The organism is Micromonospora sp. NPDC048063 (assembly GCF_043202855.1).
Lineage (GTDB): Bacteria > Actinomycetota > Actinomycetes > Mycobacteriales > Micromonosporaceae > Micromonospora.
Window position 1 is genome coordinate 41,726 of the sequence record NZ_JBIDBG010000015.1, and the last position, 15,598, is coordinate 57,323.

Here is a 15,598-nt window from a genome sequence, read left to right on the forward strand (position 1 = left end):
CCCGTCAGGAGGCGGCCCCCGCGACACGTCGACGCCCGGTGACCGGACAGAGCCGACGTCAGCTACACGTCGAGACGGAACAACTCGGCGGCGTTGCGCCAGGCGACCCGCTCGGCCAGTTCCGCGTCGAGGTCGGCGGCGAGCACCGCCCCGAAGGCCGCCGCGGGGTCGATGAGCGTGGCGTCGGTGCCGAAGAGCAGCCGACACGGGTCGACCGCCGCCGCCACGGCGGCGAACCGGCCCGCCTCGGTGTGCGAGAAGCACGGCTCCAGCCAGAGCCGGTCGACCGAGTTGGCCGCCTCGACGGCGTGCCGCCAGCCGTTCGCGCCCATGTGTCCGGCGATGGCGCGCAGGCCGGGGATGTCCGCGACGGCCTGGGCCAGGTCGAGCGGCGTCGCGTCCCAGGTGTGCACGAGGGCGGGCAGGTCGTGCGCGGCGACGAGTTCCAGCGCCGCGCGGGCCTGCGGGGAGTCCGCCGGGGAGCCGGTGTAGTCGGTGTGGATCTTCACGCCGACGAAACGGCCGGTGGGGAGCAGTTCGCGCAGGTCCCGTTCGGCGTCGTCGAGGCGGCGCGGGTTGATCGTCAGGTAGCCGAGCAGGCGGTCGTTGGTCTCCAGCACCCGGGCCATCGCCCGGTTTCCGGCGGTGACGTCGTAGATGACCGCCTCGGTGGCGGAGACGACGGCGAGGTCGATGCCGTAGCGGTCCATCACCGCGAGGTTGGTGGCGACCGCCCCGACGTCCATGCTGAAGAACCAGGGTCCCCAGTGGGCGTGCACGTCGATGATCATTCCTGGCCCTCCAGGATCCGGCGGGCGTTGCCGCCCGCCACGGCGGCCACCTCGGCCGGCCCGAGGCCGCCGCGGGCCAGCCGCAGTCGCGGCACGACCGGCTCGTAGAACGGGGTGCGGGAGCCGTAGAGCAGCCGCCCGACGCCGACGTGGGCGACGACGGTCTCCAGCGCGTCGGGCGAGTTGAGCAGCCGGGTGGAGGTGTGGAAGCCGGGCTCGTCGCGGGCCGCCACCACGAAGTCGCCCAGGTGGTAGAAGTGCGTGTCCAGGAAGACCACGGTCGCGCCGCGCAGCGGCCGCCAGAACCGGCGGACGTCCCCGCCGGTCAGGATGACCAGGCCGGCCTCGGCGGCCCGGCGGGCGACGTGCCGCACGGACGGGAAGTCCGGCTCGACGCGCTGCTCGTCGGGGAAGAGCCGCACCGCCCGGAAGCCGCGCTCGGCGAGCCGGACGACCTCCCGCTCCGCGCCGAGCGGGTCGCGCAGGTCGAGCGCGCCGACCGGCAGCACGGTGGGGCCGGCCAGGGCGGCGGCCTCGTCGTTGCCGCTGGCCATGTCGAACAGCGCCGCCCGGAGGCTGGCCACGGCCGCCCGCGCGATGCCGTTCGCGCGGAGGGTGGCCGCGACGTCGCGGGGGTCGCCGGTGGGGCCCGGCCGGTCGGCGTACCGGCCGACGAGGACGTCGACGTCGAAGGTGACCGGGGGCAGGTCGGCCGCGACGAACGGGTTGCCGCTCACCGCTGCCTCGCCACCGCGAGCACGCGGTCCCGGTCGCCGTCCGGTAGCGCCGGAGCGTACGGGTCGACCGCGTGGGAGGCGGGGATCCGCCCCTCGTCAGCGGCGATCTGGAGCATGCGGTGCACGTACCCCTCCATCGGGTCGGTGAAGGTGACCTCGGCGAGCCGGTCGAGCCGGGCGGAGGCGGCGACGAAGTCGTCGTGCTTCCCGTCGGCGTACGCCCGCAGCACGGCGGCGGTGACCGGCACGGCGGCGGCGGCGAGGCCGACCAGGGCGGCCTGCGCGCCCCACATCAGCGACGGCCCGAACATCCGGTCCTCGCCGGTGACCGCCAGCCGGTCGGCCCGGTGCGCGGCGGCCAGGGCGGCCTGGCAGGCGATCGCGTCGTGCAGCCGGGCCACCTTCACCCCGGCGACGCCGGGGTGTTCCAGCAGGGCGGCCAGCCGCGACGCGGAGTACGGCCGGGTGTAGAGGTCGAAGGCGAGCATCGGCAGGCCGGCGGCGCGCCAGACGGCGTCGTGGTGGGCGACCGCGTCGCCGTCGACGGGGAAGACCAGGACGCCGGCGGCGCCGAGGTCGGCGGCCCGGGCGGCCTGCGCGGCGACCTCGTCGGTGTGCTCGCCCGGCCGGCCGCCCACGCCGACGACCACCGGCACCCCGGTGTCGACGGCGTGGCGCACGACCAGGTCGCGGGTCGCCGGGTCGAGGTGGGGGCCGCGGCCGGTGTGGGCGCACACGGCGAGGGCGTCCGCGCCGTCGACGACCAGGCCGCGCAGGTAGCGGTCGAGCACCGCGGCGTCGACCGCCCGGTCGGCGTCCATCGGCGTGGCGGTGGCGGCGACGAGTCGCCAGCGCAGCCGTTCGCGCAGCGCGGCGGCGGCCGGCGCGATCACGGGGTCACCGCCGCCCGGACCGCCCGGGCGATCTCGTCGACGTGCGCGTCGGTGTACCGCTCGTTCCAGTCGATCACCAGCAGGGTCTCCGCGATGAGCCGCTCGGCGACCGGGAACGCGCCGGGCCCGTAGGCCGGCAGGCGGTCGGCCGGCGGCACGGTCAGCGGGAAGCGGGAGGTGCCGTAGACGGGGGCCTCGGTCAGCGCCGGGGCGCAGTGCAGCGGCTGCTGGAGGTAGCCGGCGCGGGCGGGGATCCCGGCGGCGGCCAGTTTCCCGGCCACCTCGTGGTTAGTCAGCGGCGGGTCGAGCACGATGGGGAACAGCCACCAGGCGTGCGCGTCGAGGTCCGCCGGCAGGCGTACGCCGGGCAGGTCGGCCAGCGCGGCGGCCAGTCGGCGGGCGGTGCGCCGCCGGTCGGCCAGCACGCCGGGCAGCTTCGCCAGTTGGGCGCGGGCGACGGCGCCGGCCAGCTCGGTCATCCGGTAGTTCAGGCCGAGGCTCACGTGCCGGCGGGCCTCGTCGCGGGGCCAGCCCTTGTCGGCGAAGAGCCGCATCCGGCGGGCCAGCACGGCGTCGTCGGTCACGGTCAGGCCGCCGTCGCCGCAGGTGATGTGCTTCCACTGCTGGAGGCTGAAGCAGCCGATCGCGCCGGCGGTGCCGGCGAGGGTGCCGTCCGGGTAGCGGGTGAGCCACGCCTGGGCGCAGTCCTCGATCAGCGGCACGCTGGCGGTGTCGGCGACCTCGCGGAGGTCGGCGGCCGCGCCGAACAGGTGCACCCCGAGGATCGCCCGGGTGCGCGGCCCGATCGCGGCGGCGACCGCTGCCGGGTCGAGGTTTCCGGTGTACGGATCGACGTCGGCGAACACGGGCACGGCGTTCTGGGCGAGAATGGGCGCGACCGTGCCGAAGTCGCTGATCGGAGACGTGATGATCTCGTCGCCCGGGTCCGGCGCGACGGCGGCGACGGCCAGGTGCAGCGCAGCGGTCCCGGAACTGGCGGCCACGGCGTGCGACACTCCGTGGAGGTCGGCCATCTCGCGCTCCAGGGCGCGGACCTCCGTGCCCCAGACCGAGCTGAGCATGCCCGACTGGAGCACCCGGCTGACAGCGGCCAGCTCCTCCGCACCGATCGTCCGGCCGCCGGCGTCGGCCATGCTGGGGAACGACACGCACCCTCCCAGGGCTACAGTAATACCGGGCCTGACCGTAATCTTGTGCTGCGAACAACGCAACCCTGACAGGAGGCAGCGGTGACCATTGAGATCGGGGTCGTCGGTCCGCACGACCTGGTCGACGACGTGGCCGCCACCTGCGAGGAGCAGCCCGGCGTCACCGCCAGACGGCTGCACTACGACCACGAGTCGCAGGCACCGGCGATCGTCGAGGCGCACGCCGGCCAGGTCGAGGCGTGGCTGTTCACCGGCGTCGTGCCGTACACCCTCGCCCGGGAGGCGAACCTGCTGCACCGGCCGGCGGTCTTCGTCGACTACACGGGCGCGACCCTGCTCCAGGCCGCCGTGCGGCTGCTGCGCGACGGCCGCGACGTCACCCGCATGTCGATCGACACCGTCACCGGCGCCGACGTCGCCGGCACCTTCGGCGAGGCCGACCTGCCGGTGGACCGGGTCCGGTCGCTGCCCTACCGCAGCGGCCTGAGCTCCGACGACGTGGTCGCCTTCCACCGCAGGCAGCGCAAGGCCGGCGCGGACGTCGCCGTCACCTGCATCAGCTCGGTCTACGAGGTGCTGCGCCACGAGATGCCGGCGTTCCGCCTCGCCCCGTCGAACCACTCGGTGCGCGCCGCGCTGCGCCAACTCCTGCTGCACGTCGGCAGCCAGGCCCAGGAGGACGCCCAGATCGCACTCGGGCTGGCCAACCTGTCCGACGGCGACGACGGGCTGCTCAAGGAGGTGGCCGGGCTCGGCGGCACCGTCGCGCGCTTCGCCCCCGACACGTACCTCATCGTCACCACCCGCGGGCCGCTGCACGACGCCACCGGCGGCTTCACGGCGCTGCCGATGCTGCGCCGCCTGGCCGACCGGCACGAGACCGTGCAGATCGGGTTCGGGCTGGGCCGCAGCGCCGCCGAGGCGGAGAACCTGGCACGCCGCGCGCTGAGCCGGGCCCGCCGGGTCGGCCCCACCACGGCCGTGCTGTCGCTGCGCGGCGAGACCGACATCGTGCTGGAGTCCACCACGCCGGCCCCGCCGCCGGCGGAGGTGAACCTGGCGGTCATCGCCCAACGGGTCGGCCTGTCCGTGCCCACCCTGCTGCGCCTGCGCGAGGTGCGCACGACGGTCGGCGACGAGCCGCTGACCAGCCGGGAGGTCGCCGACCAACTGCGGGTGCAGCAGCGCACCGCGCGGCGCATGCTGCACCGCCTGGAGTTGGCCGGCCTGGCCGAGCGGACCGGCAACCTCGCCTCCGGCACCAGCGGCCGCCCGCTGACCCTCTACCGCCTGACCCTCTGACTGCCGGCCCGCCCCTGTCCGGGGCGGGCGGCCCCGAGGCCGGCGGCGGGGACGGTGTCCCGCGCCGCCGACCTCCCTACCGCCTCGCGCGGTCAGGACAGCCAGGTGTCGAGGTGCTCGGCGACGAAGTCGTCGTCGCGCAGGTGCGGGTACGCCCGGTGCACCCGGTCCAGCTCGGCCATCTGCCCCGGCGACAGCTCCTCGGCCGGATCCAGGCACCAGCGGCCGGCCAGCAGGCCCTGCCGGCGCAGCACCTCGTGGATGCCGGGGATGCAGCCGTGGTAGCCGTTGGCGGAGTCGAAGATGGCCGCGTTGGCGTCGGTCAGGTGGCCGTCGAGGGTGAGCAGCCGGCGCAGCGCGGCGTCGTCGCCGGAGCGGGCCCGGCGCGCCTCGTCGAGCAGGCTCACCGCGGTGTTCGCCCAGACCGCCCACTGGCCGAGCAGCCCGCCGACGAACTCGACCTCGACGGCCCGGCCGTCCACGACGACCCGGTGCGGCGCCACGAGGTCGGCGAGGATGTGGTCGTCGTTGCCGGTGTAGAGGGCCAGGTCGCCGTTGCGTCCGGCCGCGACCACGCCGTGCAGCACGTCCAGCGTGCGGTAGCGGTCGAAGGGCGCCACCTTGATCCCGACCACCGACTCGAGGGCGGCCAGCCGGGCCCAGAAGCCCCGGGACAGCTCCCGCCCGCCGACGGCCGGTTGCAGGTAGAAGCCGATCACCGGCAGCACCTCGCCGACCGCGCGGGCCCGCTCGACCAGGGCGTCCTCGTCCAGTGGCGCGTACGGCGACAGGAGCACCATGTCGTAGCCGAGCGAGGCGGCCAGCTCCGCCTCGGCGACCGCCTGGGCGGTGTCCCCGCAGGCGCCGGCGACCAGGATGGCGTCCGAGCCGGCCGCGGTCTCGGCGGCCAGCTCCAGCACGGGGGCGAGTAGCCCGACCTTCGGGTCGTGGATGGCGAACTGGGTGGTGTGCACGCCGACGGCGATGCCCCCCGCGCCGGAGGCCAGGTAGTAGCGGGTCAGCGCCCGCTGCCGGCGCTCGTCGAGCTTGCGGTCGGCGTCCAGGGCCAGCGGGTGCGCGGGGATGACGCAGCCGCGCTGGAACCGGGCCAGGGCCGAGGTCTGTCGGGTGCTCGATGCGGTCAACACGGTCTCTCCTAGAACTTGCCGTCGCGGCGCTGGAATCCGGTCGGCTTGCCGAGCAGGGGCTGGCCGTCGGCGACCCAGTCCGCCGTCAGGTCGATCAGGTCGGCGACGGGCACGTCGGGGTAGCCGAAGAGCCGGTGGCAGAGCTGGGCGTTGGACAGCAGGGCGGTCGGCGCCTCGGTGCCGGTGAAGACCGGCTCACGGCCCAGTCGGGCGGCGAGCGCGGTGGCGACCTGACGGACCGAGACCAGCTCCGGCCCGGTCAGGTTCAACACGAACGGCGGTGTCCGCGTGTGGTGCAGGGCGCGCAGGGTGACCTCGTTGGCGTAGCCCTGCCAGACGATGTTGGCGTGCCCCATGGTGAGGTCCACGGGCTCGCCCGCGTGCAGGGTGCGGGCGATGTCGACGAGGACGCCGTAGCGCATCTCGACGGCGTAGTTGAGCCGGATCAGGGCCAGCGGGGTGTCGTCGCGCAGCGCGAAGTGGGTGAGGATGCGCTCGCGGCCCAGGCAGGACATGGCGTACTCGCCGACCGGCTGGACCGGGACCTCCTCGACGCAGCCGCCGGAGGTCACCGGGACCAGCGGGTAGACGTTGCCGGTGCTCAGCGCCACCAGGCGGGACCCGGCGAAGCGCTGCGCGACCCGCCCGGGCAGGTAGGTGTTGGTGGCCCAGGTGGCGTGCTCCCGGCCGGAGGTGCCGAACTTCGCCCCGACCAGGAAGACCACGTTGGCCGCGTCGGGCAGCGCGGCCAACGCGGCGTCGTCGGTGACGTCCGCCTCGACCACCACCGCGCCCTCGTCGCGCAACGCGTCGGCCAGCCCCGCCTCCGAGAAGCGGGACACCGCGATGACCTTGGCGCCGGTGCCCGCCGCCGCCACGCCCCGCAGCGCCAGCCGGACGAGGCTCGGCCCCAACTTGCCGCCCGCCCCGAGGATCAGGATGTCCCCGTCGAGCTTGCGCAGATCGTCCACCAGGACGTCCCGCGGGCGGGAGAGCCGCTCCTCCAGGTCCGCCACCGTACGCATGCCACCACACCCCTTCCGAAGTAACGGTCATGACCGTAACCTCCGGCCGGAGGGGCGTCAAGGCACCCGACGCGTGGATCGGGTCGGCGATTGTCAGGCCACGGCGCGCGCCGAGGTGAGAACGTCCAGGACCGCACGGGTCTGCGCCCACGGCACCGGGCTCGGGGCGCCCCGGACCATGCCGACGAACGCGTCGATGGTGGCCCGGTAGCCCAACTCGTCGGCCCCGCCGCGCAGCACCACCCGGCGCTCCCCCGCGGCGGTGTGCACGGTGACCTCGTACGCCTCGCCCTCGCTGACCCCGAGCACCTCCACCGTGCCGGGCACCCCGTCGTCCCACTGCACGGCCAGCAGCCCCGTGTCCTCCGAGCGCAGGCCCCGGTGCCGGCGCACGGTGCCGGCGGCCCCCACCAGCCGCACGGCCGGCCCGAGCAGCGCGACGAGCAGTTCCACCCCGTGCAGGCCCATCATGACCAGGGTGCCCCCGCCGACCGCCGGGTCGTCCTGCCACGGGTTGTAGCCGGTGGCCCAGATCCCGACGTCGTGCCGGACCGTGGCGCGCACCGACAGCACCTCGTCGCGCGGCACGTCGAACGCGACGAACTCCGGCGCGAAGCGCAGCACCGAGGAGGAGAGCACCAGCTCCGGGGCCCGCGCCACGACGCGTTCCAACCGGTCGAGCTGCTCGACGGTCGCGGCGGCCGGCTTGTTGACGAAGCACGGCAGCTTACGCTCCAGCACCTGCGCCAACGCCTCCGGCACGTCCGAGGTGGGGACGGTGAGGACCACGCCGTCCGGGTCGGTCGCCAGCAGCGCCGCCAGGTCCGGCGCGACCGCCGCGTCCGGCTGCTCGGCCCGGAACCGCGCCAGCCGCTGCGGGTCGGGCTCCCACACCACGAGCTCCGCGTCGTCGCGCAGGGTGCGGGCGTCGGTGTAGGGGTGACTGGTGGCCAGTCCGGCGAGGGCGATGCGCATGAGCGCAGAGGCTACTCATCCGGGTTGCCGCCGCGCCAGAGCAGGTCAGCCGCGCTCAGCCCGTGCGATCGAGGTGCTCCGGTCGCACCTCGTGGCGCAGCTGCCCCCCGCGTAGGAACCGGTCGATCTCGTCCACGACGATGTCGGCGGCCCGCCGCCGCGACCCGACCGTCCCGGCCGCCTCGTGCGGGGTCAGCAGCACGTTCGGCAGCCGCCGGAACGGATGGTCCACCGGCAGCGGCTCGGCGTCGAACACGTCCAGCGCGGCATCGATCCGCCCGGAGCGCAGCGCGGCCAGCAGCGCGGCCTCGTCGACCAGCGCCGAGCGGGCGGTGTTGACCAGCAGCGCGCCGTCGGGCATCAGGGCCAGCTCGCGCGCGCCGATCATCCCGACGGTCTCCGGCAGCACCGGCGCGTGCAGGGACACCACGAGGCTGCGGGCGAGCAGGTCGTCGAGCGCGACCCGCTCGACCCCGAGCGTCGCGGCCTCGCCGTCGGACAGGTACGGGTCGGCCACCAGCACCCGCGCCCCGAGCGCCCGCACCAGGCCGAGGTACGCCCGACCGGTGCGGGAAGCCCCGACGACCCCGACCGCCGCCCCGCGCAGCTCCCGCCGGGGCGGCGCCGCCTTCGCGGTCGCCCAGTCGACCCCGGTCCGCAGCGCGTGGTCGAAGCGGTGCAGCTGGTGCAGCAGGGCGAGGGTCAGCGCGAACGCCTGCTCCCCCACCGCGTACGCCATCGCCTCGCCGGCCTGGGTGACACGGACGCCCCGGGCGAAGCTGGCGGGGGTGACGAACGGTTTGACGCTGGCGCCGGTGTGCGCGAGCAGCCGCAGCCGGGGCGCGGCGGCGAGCACCGCCGCCGACAGCGGCGCGGTGCCCCAGCCGGTGACCACCACGTCGGCGTCGGTGAGCAGCCGGGCGAGCACGGTCTCGTCCCCGACGTCGGCACCGTCGGCCGGCATCCGCACCTCCCCCAGCCGAGCCAGCGCCGCCCAGGCGTCGGTGTCGAAGAACAGCTCGCGGACCTCCGGCGAGGCCGCCACCGCGATGACGCTCATCCCTTGATGCCCGTCGTGGCGACGCCCTCCTGGAAGTAGCGCTGTCCGATCAGGTACGCCATGAAGATCGGCACGAACGCCACGACCGACCCGGCGAGGAGCATGTTCAGCGCCACGTTCTCCTGCTGGAGCGAGGCGATGCCGGTGGTGAGGGTACGCATGTCGAGGCTCTGCCCGACGATGAGCGGCCACAGGAAGTCGTTCCAGTGCCACAGGAAGACGAAGACGCCGAGCGTGGCGAGGATCGGCTTGATCAGCGGCAGCACGATCGAGACGTACACCCGCCACTCGGAGCAGCCGTCGAGGCGGGCCGCCTCGAACAGCGAGTCGGGCAGCGAGGCGATGAACTGCCGCATCAGGAACACCGCCTGGGCGTTGGCCAGGGTCGGCACGATCATGCCCCAGTACGTGTCCACGCCGTTCAGCTCGGAGATGATGATGAACGTCGGGATCATCGTGACGTGGTACGGCACCATCAGCATCGCCAGGAACGACCAGAACATGGTCTCCTTGCCGGGGAACCGCTTCTTGGCGAAGGCGTAGCCGGCCATCGAGGCGAACAGCAGCACGCCGACGACCGACACCACCGAGTAGATGACGGTGTTCCACATCCAGCGCAGCACGCTCTTGGCGCCGATCACCTGGTCGTACGCCTCGGTGGAGAACGGCCACGGCAGCAGGCTGTCCGGGAAGGTGACCGGTCCGGTCGGCTTGAACGACAGCACGACCATCGCGTAGAAGGGGAAGAGCGTGACCGCCGCGCCGATCAGCAGCAGCGTGGTGCGGCCGACCACCCAGCCCTTGCCGGGCCGGCCGGGCCGGTACGGCCGGGCGCGCGTGGGCGACGCCGGCGGGGTGGGGACGGCGGTGGCTGCGGGCGTGATCGTGTCCGTCATTCTTCCCTCCCGAGGGTCAGCCGCTGGATCAGCGCCACGATGATCGTCAGCACGAACAGCGCGACCCCGACGGCGCTGGCGTAGCCCAGGTCGAAGTACTTGAAGCCCTGGTCGTAGAGCAGGTAGACCAGGCTGTAGCTGGACCGCACGGGGCCGCCGCCGGTCATCACGTAGATCAGGTCGAAGACCTGGAACGAGACGGTGGTCTCGATGATGGCGACGAAGAAGAGAGCGGGCCGCAGCTGGGGCAGCGTCACGTACCGGAAGCGCTGCCACGCCGACGCGCCGTCGGTCAGCGCGGCCTCCTCCAGCTCCGCCGGGATGTCCTGCATCCGGGCGAGCAGGATCAGCATGCCGTAGCCGAAGCGGGACCAGACCGAGACCAGCACCAGCGCGGGGACCACCAGCACGCTGTCGGCGAGCCAGGAGCCGGCCGGCAGGCCGATCGCGCCCATGGCCCGCGACCACGGCCCGTCCTCGGCGAAGACCCAGGCGAAGACCACGCCGGCGAGGACCAGGCTGGTCACCACCGGCAGGAAGAAGATGGACCGGAAGAGCTTCGCGCCGCGGAAGGCGCGGCGGGTCAGCAGCGCCATGCCGAGGGAGGCCAGCATCGACAGCGGTACGGACAGCGCGGTGAACAGGACCGTGACGCGCAGCGCCGTCCAGAACGTGGGATCGTCGACGAGCCGGCGGAAGTTCTCCAGCCCGGTGAAGCTGGTCTCGCCACCGATGGTGTAGTCGGTGAAGCCGAGGACCACCCCGGCGATCGCCGGCCCGAACCGGAAGACGACGAAGAGCAGCAGAAACGGCAGGACGAACAGCAGCGCCGTGCCGGCCTCGCGGGCGGAGGGGCGGCGCACGCGTATGCGCGGGCGGCGGGTCCCCGGTAGTGCAACCATCTGACAACCTTTCTCGGCGGCTCGCGGTGGGCCGGGTGCGCCCACCGCGAGCCGCGCCGGCACTATCCGAGCAGCGGAGTGGCGGCCTTCGCCGCGTCCTCGAGCGCCTGGTCCACAGACTTCTTGCCGAGCAGGGCGGCCTGGATCTCCGGGGAGAGGACGCCCTGGACGTCGCGGGCCTTCTCGTGCAGCGGGCCGACCGTGCTCGTGGCCACGTGCTTCTCCTGCTCCCCGAGGACGGGGTCGCTGGCATACAGCGGACCGCTGGACTTCCTGGGGGAGAAGAGGCTGGCACCGATGTCGTACTTCTTGGTGTTCTCGGCGTTGGTGGCGAAGGCCAGCCACTTGCCGGCCGCCTCCTTGTCCTTGGAGGTCTTCAGCATCGACAGCGAGCCGACGGTCCCGTAGCCGATCTGCTTGGTCTCGGTGAGGTGGGGGATGACCTGGATGTTCTCCTTGCCCCAGAACTTCTCGATCTCGGCGACCGGCGTGTACCAGCTGCAGGCGACCTTGTTCTGCGCGATGCGGGTCTGCTCGATCGGCGGAACGGCGGTGATCATGGACTTGTCGACGTAGCCGCCGTCGACGAGCTGCTTGAGGAAGTTCAGCGCCTTCTTCCCGGCGTCGCTGTTGAAGGCGACCGACTTGCCGTCCGGGCTGAACACGTCGCCCCCGGCCTGCCAGAGCAGCGGGTAGAAGGTCTGGTTCAGGGTCTGCTTGGCGTCGCCGGCGTACGAGATGATGTCGTAGCCCTTGGCCTTGAACTTCGGAGCCAGGGTGAGCAGGTCGTTCCAGCTCGTCGGGTAGTTCGTCTCGCCGACGGCCGCGAAGACCTTCTTGTTGCAGATCGGGGTGGAGGCGCTGGTGAGGATCGGGGCGCCCATCATCTTGCCGTCGATGGTCACCGACTGCACCACGTTCGCGTGCAGGTCGCTCTTGGTCGCCTCGTCGAGGTACTTGTCGACGGGCTCGATGTTGCGGGCGTACTTGGGCAGCTGGTCGGGGATCAGGTAGACGACGTCCGGCCCCTTGTTGCCCGCGATCGCGGTGGCGAGCGCCTGGTCGCGGTTGGCCCAGGGGAAGATCTCAACCTTGACGTTGATGTCGGGGTTGGTCGCCTGGAACGCCTTGATGGTCTCGTCCCAGTGCGCGCGGTGCTTCGCCTCGTCGAAGATAGCTGGATATGTCCACATTGTCACGGTCGCCTTGCCGGAGTCACCGGAGCCGGAACCGCCACAGCCCGTAGCCGCGAGCGCGGCGACGGTCGCCACCGCCACGGCCGACAGGCTCTTCCGAACACGCATCTCGCATCCTTCCGGGGGAGTCAGGTTCGCAGTACATTAACTTACGGTCCGGGCCGATACTAGAGCCCGTATGCACCGAGGTCACATCGTTACTGTTCGTGTGAATACCTGGACAGATCGATCCAGAACCGTAATAGCGAAGGACTCCGATGACCGTCACCCTCGCCGTCGTCGGCGCCGGCAACCGCGGCAGCACGTACGCCGGATACGCACTGCGCCACCCCGAGCGGGCCCGCGTCGTCGCGGTCGCCGACCCGCGGCCCGCCCACCGCACCGCGCTCGCCGACGCCCACGGCGTCCCGGCGTCCGCGTCGTTCGAATCATGGCAGGACCTCGCCGCGCAACCCCGACTGGCCGACGCCGTCGTCCTCGCCACCCCGGACCGGGAGCACGCCGAACCGGCCGTCCGCCTCGCCGACCTCGGCTACCACATCCTGCTGGAGAAGCCGATCGCACCCGGCGAGGCCGAGTGCCAGGCCGTTGCCGCGGCAGCCGAGCGAACCGGCGTGCTGCTCGCCGTCTGCCACGTGCTGCGCTACACCCGCTACACCGACGCGGTGAAGCGGTACGTCGACAGCGGCGCGCTGGGCCGGATCGTCGGCGTGGAGCACCTGGAGCCGGTCGGCTGGTGGCACTTCGCGCACTCCTACGTCCGCGGCAACTGGCGCCGCGCCGAGGACTCCTCCAGCAGCCTGCTCGCCAAGTGCTGCCACGACCTGGACTGGCTGCGCTACATCGTCGACGACACCCCGACGCGGGTCAGCAGCGTCGGCGCACTGCACCACTTCCACCCCGGCAACCGGCCGCGCGGCGCCGCCGACCGCTGCCTCGACTGCCGGGTCGAGTCGACCTGCCCCTACTCGGCCGCCCGTTTCTACCGCGCCTGTCTTGCCGACCCCGACCGGCACCAGTGGCCGCTGGCGGTGGTGACCCGCGACCTGACCGAGGCGGGAGTGGACGCCGCGCTCCACGACGGACCGTACGGCCGGTGCGTCTACGGCGGCGGGAACGACGTCGCCGACCACCAGAGCGTGACCGTCTCGTTCGCCGGCGGCGCGACCGCCACCCTCACCATGAGCGCCTTCACCCCCGGCGGGCACCGGCGCACCCGGATCATGGGCACCCACGGCTACCTGGAGGGCGACGGCGAACAGGTCGCCGTCACCGACTTCGTCACCGGCGAGACCGTCACCACCGACACCCGGGGCGGCGGGGCGGACGCCGGCTCCGGCCACGGCGGCGGCGACATGGCGCTGATGGCGGCCTTCGTGGAGGCGGTGGCCACCGGCGACCGGTCCCGGATGCGCTCGGGGCCGCAGGAGTCCCTGGACAGCCACCGAATGGCGTTCGCCGCCGAACGCAGCCGGCTCGCCGGCGGCGCCCCGGTGGCACTCGCGCCCGCCGGCTGACCCGGGGGCGCCACACGCCCCCCCAAGCCTCCCCTACGCCCTGCGCACGCCACGCTCCGGCGGCAGCGCCATCATGCGCGCTGTCGCCGGGCTCGGCGGGATGCCCAGTTCCTGCCGCAGCACCCGTTGGCAGGTGGCGTACGCCCGCCGCGCCTCGCTGACGTTGCCCTCGGCCAGATGAATCCGGATCACCGACCGGTGGGCGCTCTCCCGCAGGGCGTCATGGCGGAGCACGGCGAACGCCACCTCCAGCGCCAGACCGAAGTGCCCATCGGCCGCCAGGTGGTCAGCGAATGCCTCCTGGACGTGCAGGCACAGCTGCCGCATCCGCTCACGCTCGTCGACGAGCCACTCGTCGTCCCAGTCGGGGAGGAGTTCCGCGTCGTTGTCCGGCAGGCAGGTCATCGCCTCGGGCCCCGGCCGGTCCCCCTGGGTCAGCCGTCGGGCCACGCGCACCAGGTCACGGGCGTCCACGGTCAGGGCGGGGCCGAGGTCCAGGGACGGCCCGACGCCCGCCACGAGTCCCGGAACGGCCCGGTTGGCGCGCCACATGGCGGTCCGCAGGCTCGCCAGCGCCCGGTCCTCCTCGGTGTCGGGCCAGAGCTGGCCTGCCAGCCGGCTGCGGCCCGCCCGCCCGCGCAGGGCGAGCAACGCCACCAGCCGTTGTACCCCGAGGGGCAGCGCGACATCCTCGCCCCCGACGACCAGGCGGAAGCAGCCGAACAGGGTGACCGAGGCCGGTGACGGCGGAACAGCCCCGGCGCTCCGCCGTGCGCCCGGCCCGCCGACGGCGCGATCGACCAGGCTGCGCGACATGCGCCAACTCCTCAACTCGGGTTATTTCCGGGCAAACCGTAGACAACGCACTTTATATCCGAAAAGTGCCCTTTCGGTCGGCGGTTACCCGGAACCTCGACCGGCCCGCACGGCGGCGCCACCGCCACGGGCGGCACCCAGCCTCCACCCGCCGGTGTGACGCGGTCGTGACGAGCGGTTGATGACCGGGGCTCATGCTGGCACCCATGACCAGCTTTCCGGGGAGTCCGCGCACCCTGCACGGTGCCGTCGTCGCGGTCGACCTGGGCGCCCCGGCAACCCGGCCCATCGTCTTCCAGTACAACCCTGACCAGGTCACGCGGACGGTCCGCCCGCGCGGCGGCCCCGACTCGCCCTCCGCCGGCCCGGCCGACCCGCACCGTCTCTCCGGGGCCCCGGTGGAAACCATCTCGCTGACCCTGGAGGTCGACGCGGCGGACCAGCTCGCCAACGGCGACGAGGTCGCCGCGGCGATGGGCGTCATGCCGCACCTCGCCGCACTGGAACTGCTGCTCTATCCCCCCAGCAGCCGGATGATCGAGAACGCGGCGCTGCTGCTCACCGGCGCGATCGAGATTCTGCCGGCGCAGGGCCCGCTGACGCTGCTGGTCTGGGGCCCGGGCCGGGCCCTCCCGGTGCGGATCGAGGGCATCAGCATCGTCGAGCAGGCGTTCGACCCCGAACTGTTCCCCACGAGAGCCTCCGTCGACCTGTCCGCCCGGGTGCTCTCGTACCACGACCTGCCGGTGACGGACCCCGGCTACGCGCTGTTCCTCGTGCACCAGGTGGCGAAGGAGCTCATGGCGGGCGTGGGCCGCACGGGCGCCGCGGCGGCGTCGAGTGGTCTGCCGGGGGCCTGACGTGCTGGGCGGAACGGGTCGGTACGACGACGTGGAGACGACCGTGACCACGGTGCTGGACGATGCCCTCGGTCGGCGCGCGGTGGCGTGCCTGCGCACCCGGCTCCTGTCGGGCCTGCCGCCCACCCGCGCCGTCGCGGTGCACCAGGTGGTCTCCGGCGACCGGCTCGACCTGCTCAGCCACCGTCACCTCGGTGATCCGCTGGCCTTCTGGCAGATCGCCGACGCCAACGCCGCGCTCGATCCCGACGAGCTGGTCGCCCCGGGCGCCGAAGGCCGCCTCCTGGTCATCCCCATGCCGGGAATGTGAC

General features: G+C 73.3%; 16 protein-coding genes. 4 read left to right on the plus strand and 12 right to left on the minus strand.

Translation table 11 applies throughout. The features are described 5' to 3' along the window. Positions 1-62: 62 nt before the first annotated feature. The 4 genes from ACGFZ2_RS27725 to ACGFZ2_RS27740 are packed head-to-tail and all read right to left on the minus strand — an operon-like array spanning position 63 to position 3,590. A complete protein-coding gene (locus tag ACGFZ2_RS27725; RefSeq protein WP_393458460.1) occupies positions 63-791 on the minus strand; it encodes an amidohydrolase family protein in 729 nt (242 codons plus the stop codon). Then, complete coding sequence (locus tag ACGFZ2_RS27730) at positions 788-1,528, minus strand: amidohydrolase family protein (protein ID WP_393267156.1); 741 nt, start codon at positions 1,526-1,528, stop codon at positions 788-790. The genes ACGFZ2_RS27725 and ACGFZ2_RS27730 overlap by 4 nt, the downstream gene beginning before the upstream one ends. Next, positions 1,525-2,421 carry a dihydrodipicolinate synthase family protein gene (locus ACGFZ2_RS27735; protein WP_393458463.1) on the minus strand — a complete coding sequence of 299 codons (897 nt, stop codon included), beginning with the start codon at positions 2,419-2,421 and terminating at the stop codon, positions 1,525-1,527. The genes ACGFZ2_RS27730 and ACGFZ2_RS27735 overlap by 4 nt, the downstream gene beginning before the upstream one ends. After that, the gene (locus tag ACGFZ2_RS27740) at positions 2,418-3,590 is read right to left on the minus strand and encodes a DegT/DnrJ/EryC1/StrS family aminotransferase (protein WP_393267150.1); all 1,173 of its coding nucleotides are present in this window, start codon (positions 3,588-3,590) and stop codon (positions 2,418-2,420) included. Before ACGFZ2_RS27740 ends, ACGFZ2_RS27735 begins: the two co-directional genes overlap by 4 nt. A gap of 81 nt (positions 3,591-3,671) precedes the next feature. Here ACGFZ2_RS27740 and ACGFZ2_RS27745 point away from each other — a divergent pair, with 81 nt between their 5' ends. Then, entirely contained in the window at positions 3,672-4,892 is a 1,221-nt protein-coding gene (locus ACGFZ2_RS27745) for a hypothetical protein (protein WP_357696756.1), read from the plus strand. A gap of 92 nt (positions 4,893-4,984) precedes the next feature. Here the strand turns inward: ACGFZ2_RS27745 and ACGFZ2_RS27750 are convergent, their stop codons facing one another. From ACGFZ2_RS27750 to ACGFZ2_RS27780, 7 genes are all read right to left on the minus strand, one after another. Continuing rightward, the gene (locus ACGFZ2_RS27750; protein ID WP_393458466.1) at positions 4,985-6,040 is read right to left on the minus strand and encodes a dihydrodipicolinate synthase family protein; all 1,056 of its coding nucleotides are present in this window, start codon (positions 6,038-6,040) and stop codon (positions 4,985-4,987) included. Positions 6,041-6,048: 8 nt separating this feature from the next. After that, positions 6,049-7,065 (minus strand): NAD-dependent epimerase/dehydratase family protein, encoded by a 1,017-nt coding sequence (locus ACGFZ2_RS27755; protein WP_393458469.1) that lies wholly within the window; start codon positions 7,063-7,065, stop codon positions 6,049-6,051. A 93-nt stretch (positions 7,066-7,158) separates the two neighbouring features. Next, positions 7,159-8,040: a Gfo/Idh/MocA family protein gene (locus ACGFZ2_RS27760; protein WP_393267139.1), complete on the minus strand. Its 882-nt coding sequence runs from the start codon at positions 8,038-8,040 to the stop codon at positions 7,159-7,161. A gap of 55 nt (positions 8,041-8,095) precedes the next feature. Continuing rightward, entirely contained in the window at positions 8,096-9,100 is a 1,005-nt protein-coding gene (locus tag ACGFZ2_RS27765) for a hydroxyacid dehydrogenase (protein WP_393267136.1), read from the minus strand. Continuing rightward, positions 9,097-9,996, minus strand: a complete 900-nt coding sequence (locus ACGFZ2_RS27770) for a carbohydrate ABC transporter permease (RefSeq protein ID WP_393267134.1) — start codon at positions 9,994-9,996, stop codon at positions 9,097-9,099. The genes ACGFZ2_RS27765 and ACGFZ2_RS27770 overlap by 4 nt, the downstream gene beginning before the upstream one ends. Next, positions 9,993-10,898 (minus strand): carbohydrate ABC transporter permease, encoded by a 906-nt coding sequence (locus ACGFZ2_RS27775; RefSeq protein WP_393267132.1) that lies wholly within the window; start codon positions 10,896-10,898, stop codon positions 9,993-9,995. The genes ACGFZ2_RS27770 and ACGFZ2_RS27775 overlap by 4 nt, the downstream gene beginning before the upstream one ends. A 62-nt stretch (positions 10,899-10,960) precedes the next feature. After that, positions 10,961-12,202, minus strand: a complete 1,242-nt coding sequence (locus ACGFZ2_RS27780; RefSeq protein WP_393458472.1) for an ABC transporter substrate-binding protein — start codon at positions 12,200-12,202, stop codon at positions 10,961-10,963. Between the two features lie 149 nt (positions 12,203-12,351). Here ACGFZ2_RS27780 and ACGFZ2_RS27785 point away from each other — a divergent pair, with 149 nt between their 5' ends. Continuing rightward, positions 12,352-13,611 (plus strand): Gfo/Idh/MocA family protein, encoded by a 1,260-nt coding sequence (locus ACGFZ2_RS27785; protein ID WP_393458475.1) that lies wholly within the window; start codon positions 12,352-12,354, stop codon positions 13,609-13,611. A gap of 33 nt (positions 13,612-13,644) precedes the next feature. On the opposite strand, the gene ACGFZ2_RS27790 is transcribed toward ACGFZ2_RS27785, so the two are convergent. Next, the gene (locus ACGFZ2_RS27790) at positions 13,645-14,427 is read right to left on the minus strand and encodes a BTAD domain-containing putative transcriptional regulator (protein WP_393458478.1); all 783 of its coding nucleotides are present in this window, start codon (positions 14,425-14,427) and stop codon (positions 13,645-13,647) included. Between the two features lie 206 nt (positions 14,428-14,633). Between ACGFZ2_RS27790 and ACGFZ2_RS27795 the strand changes: the two genes are divergently transcribed. Both ACGFZ2_RS27795 and ACGFZ2_RS27800 read left to right on the plus strand, forming a co-directional pair. Beyond that, positions 14,634-15,287, plus strand: a complete 654-nt coding sequence (locus tag ACGFZ2_RS27795; protein WP_357460538.1) for a hypothetical protein — start codon at positions 14,634-14,636, stop codon at positions 15,285-15,287. Positions 15,288-15,330: 43 nt separating this feature from the next. After that, positions 15,331-15,597, plus strand: coding sequence for a hypothetical protein (locus ACGFZ2_RS27800; protein WP_393458482.1), 267 nt, complete (start codon positions 15,331-15,333; stop codon positions 15,595-15,597). Position 15,598: the final 1 nt, after the last annotated feature.

Excerpts from the sequence above, each read along its gene's own strand:
- ACGFZ2_RS27780 (WP_393458472.1), bottom strand. The coding sequence starts at position 12,202 with ATGCGTGTTCGGAAGAGCCTGTCGGCCGTGGCGGTGGCGACCGTCGCC.
- ACGFZ2_RS27725 (WP_393458460.1), bottom strand. The coding sequence starts at position 791 with ATGATCATCGACGTGCACGCCCACTGGGGACCCTGGTTCTTCAGCATG.
- ACGFZ2_RS27765 (WP_393267136.1), bottom strand. The coding sequence starts at position 9,100 with ATGAGCGTCATCGCGGTGGCGGCCTCGCCGGAGGTCCGCGAGCTGTTC.
- ACGFZ2_RS27770 (WP_393267134.1), bottom strand. The coding sequence starts at position 9,996 with ATGACGGACACGATCACGCCCGCAGCCACCGCCGTCCCCACCCCGCCG.
- ACGFZ2_RS27775 (WP_393267132.1), bottom strand. The coding sequence starts at position 10,898 with ATGGTTGCACTACCGGGGACCCGCCGCCCGCGCATACGCGTGCGCCGC.
- ACGFZ2_RS27795 (WP_357460538.1), top strand. The coding sequence starts at position 14,634 with ATGACCAGCTTTCCGGGGAGTCCGCGCACCCTGCACGGTGCCGTCGTC.
- ACGFZ2_RS27755 (WP_393458469.1), bottom strand. The coding sequence starts at position 7,065 with ATGCGTACGGTGGCGGACCTGGAGGAGCGGCTCTCCCGCCCGCGGGAC.
- ACGFZ2_RS27785 (WP_393458475.1), top strand. The coding sequence starts at position 12,352 with ATGACCGTCACCCTCGCCGTCGTCGGCGCCGGCAACCGCGGCAGCACG.
- ACGFZ2_RS27790 (WP_393458478.1), bottom strand. The coding sequence starts at position 14,427 with ATGTCGCGCAGCCTGGTCGATCGCGCCGTCGGCGGGCCGGGCGCACGG.
- ACGFZ2_RS27760 (WP_393267139.1), bottom strand. The coding sequence starts at position 8,040 with ATGCGCATCGCCCTCGCCGGACTGGCCACCAGTCACCCCTACACCGAC.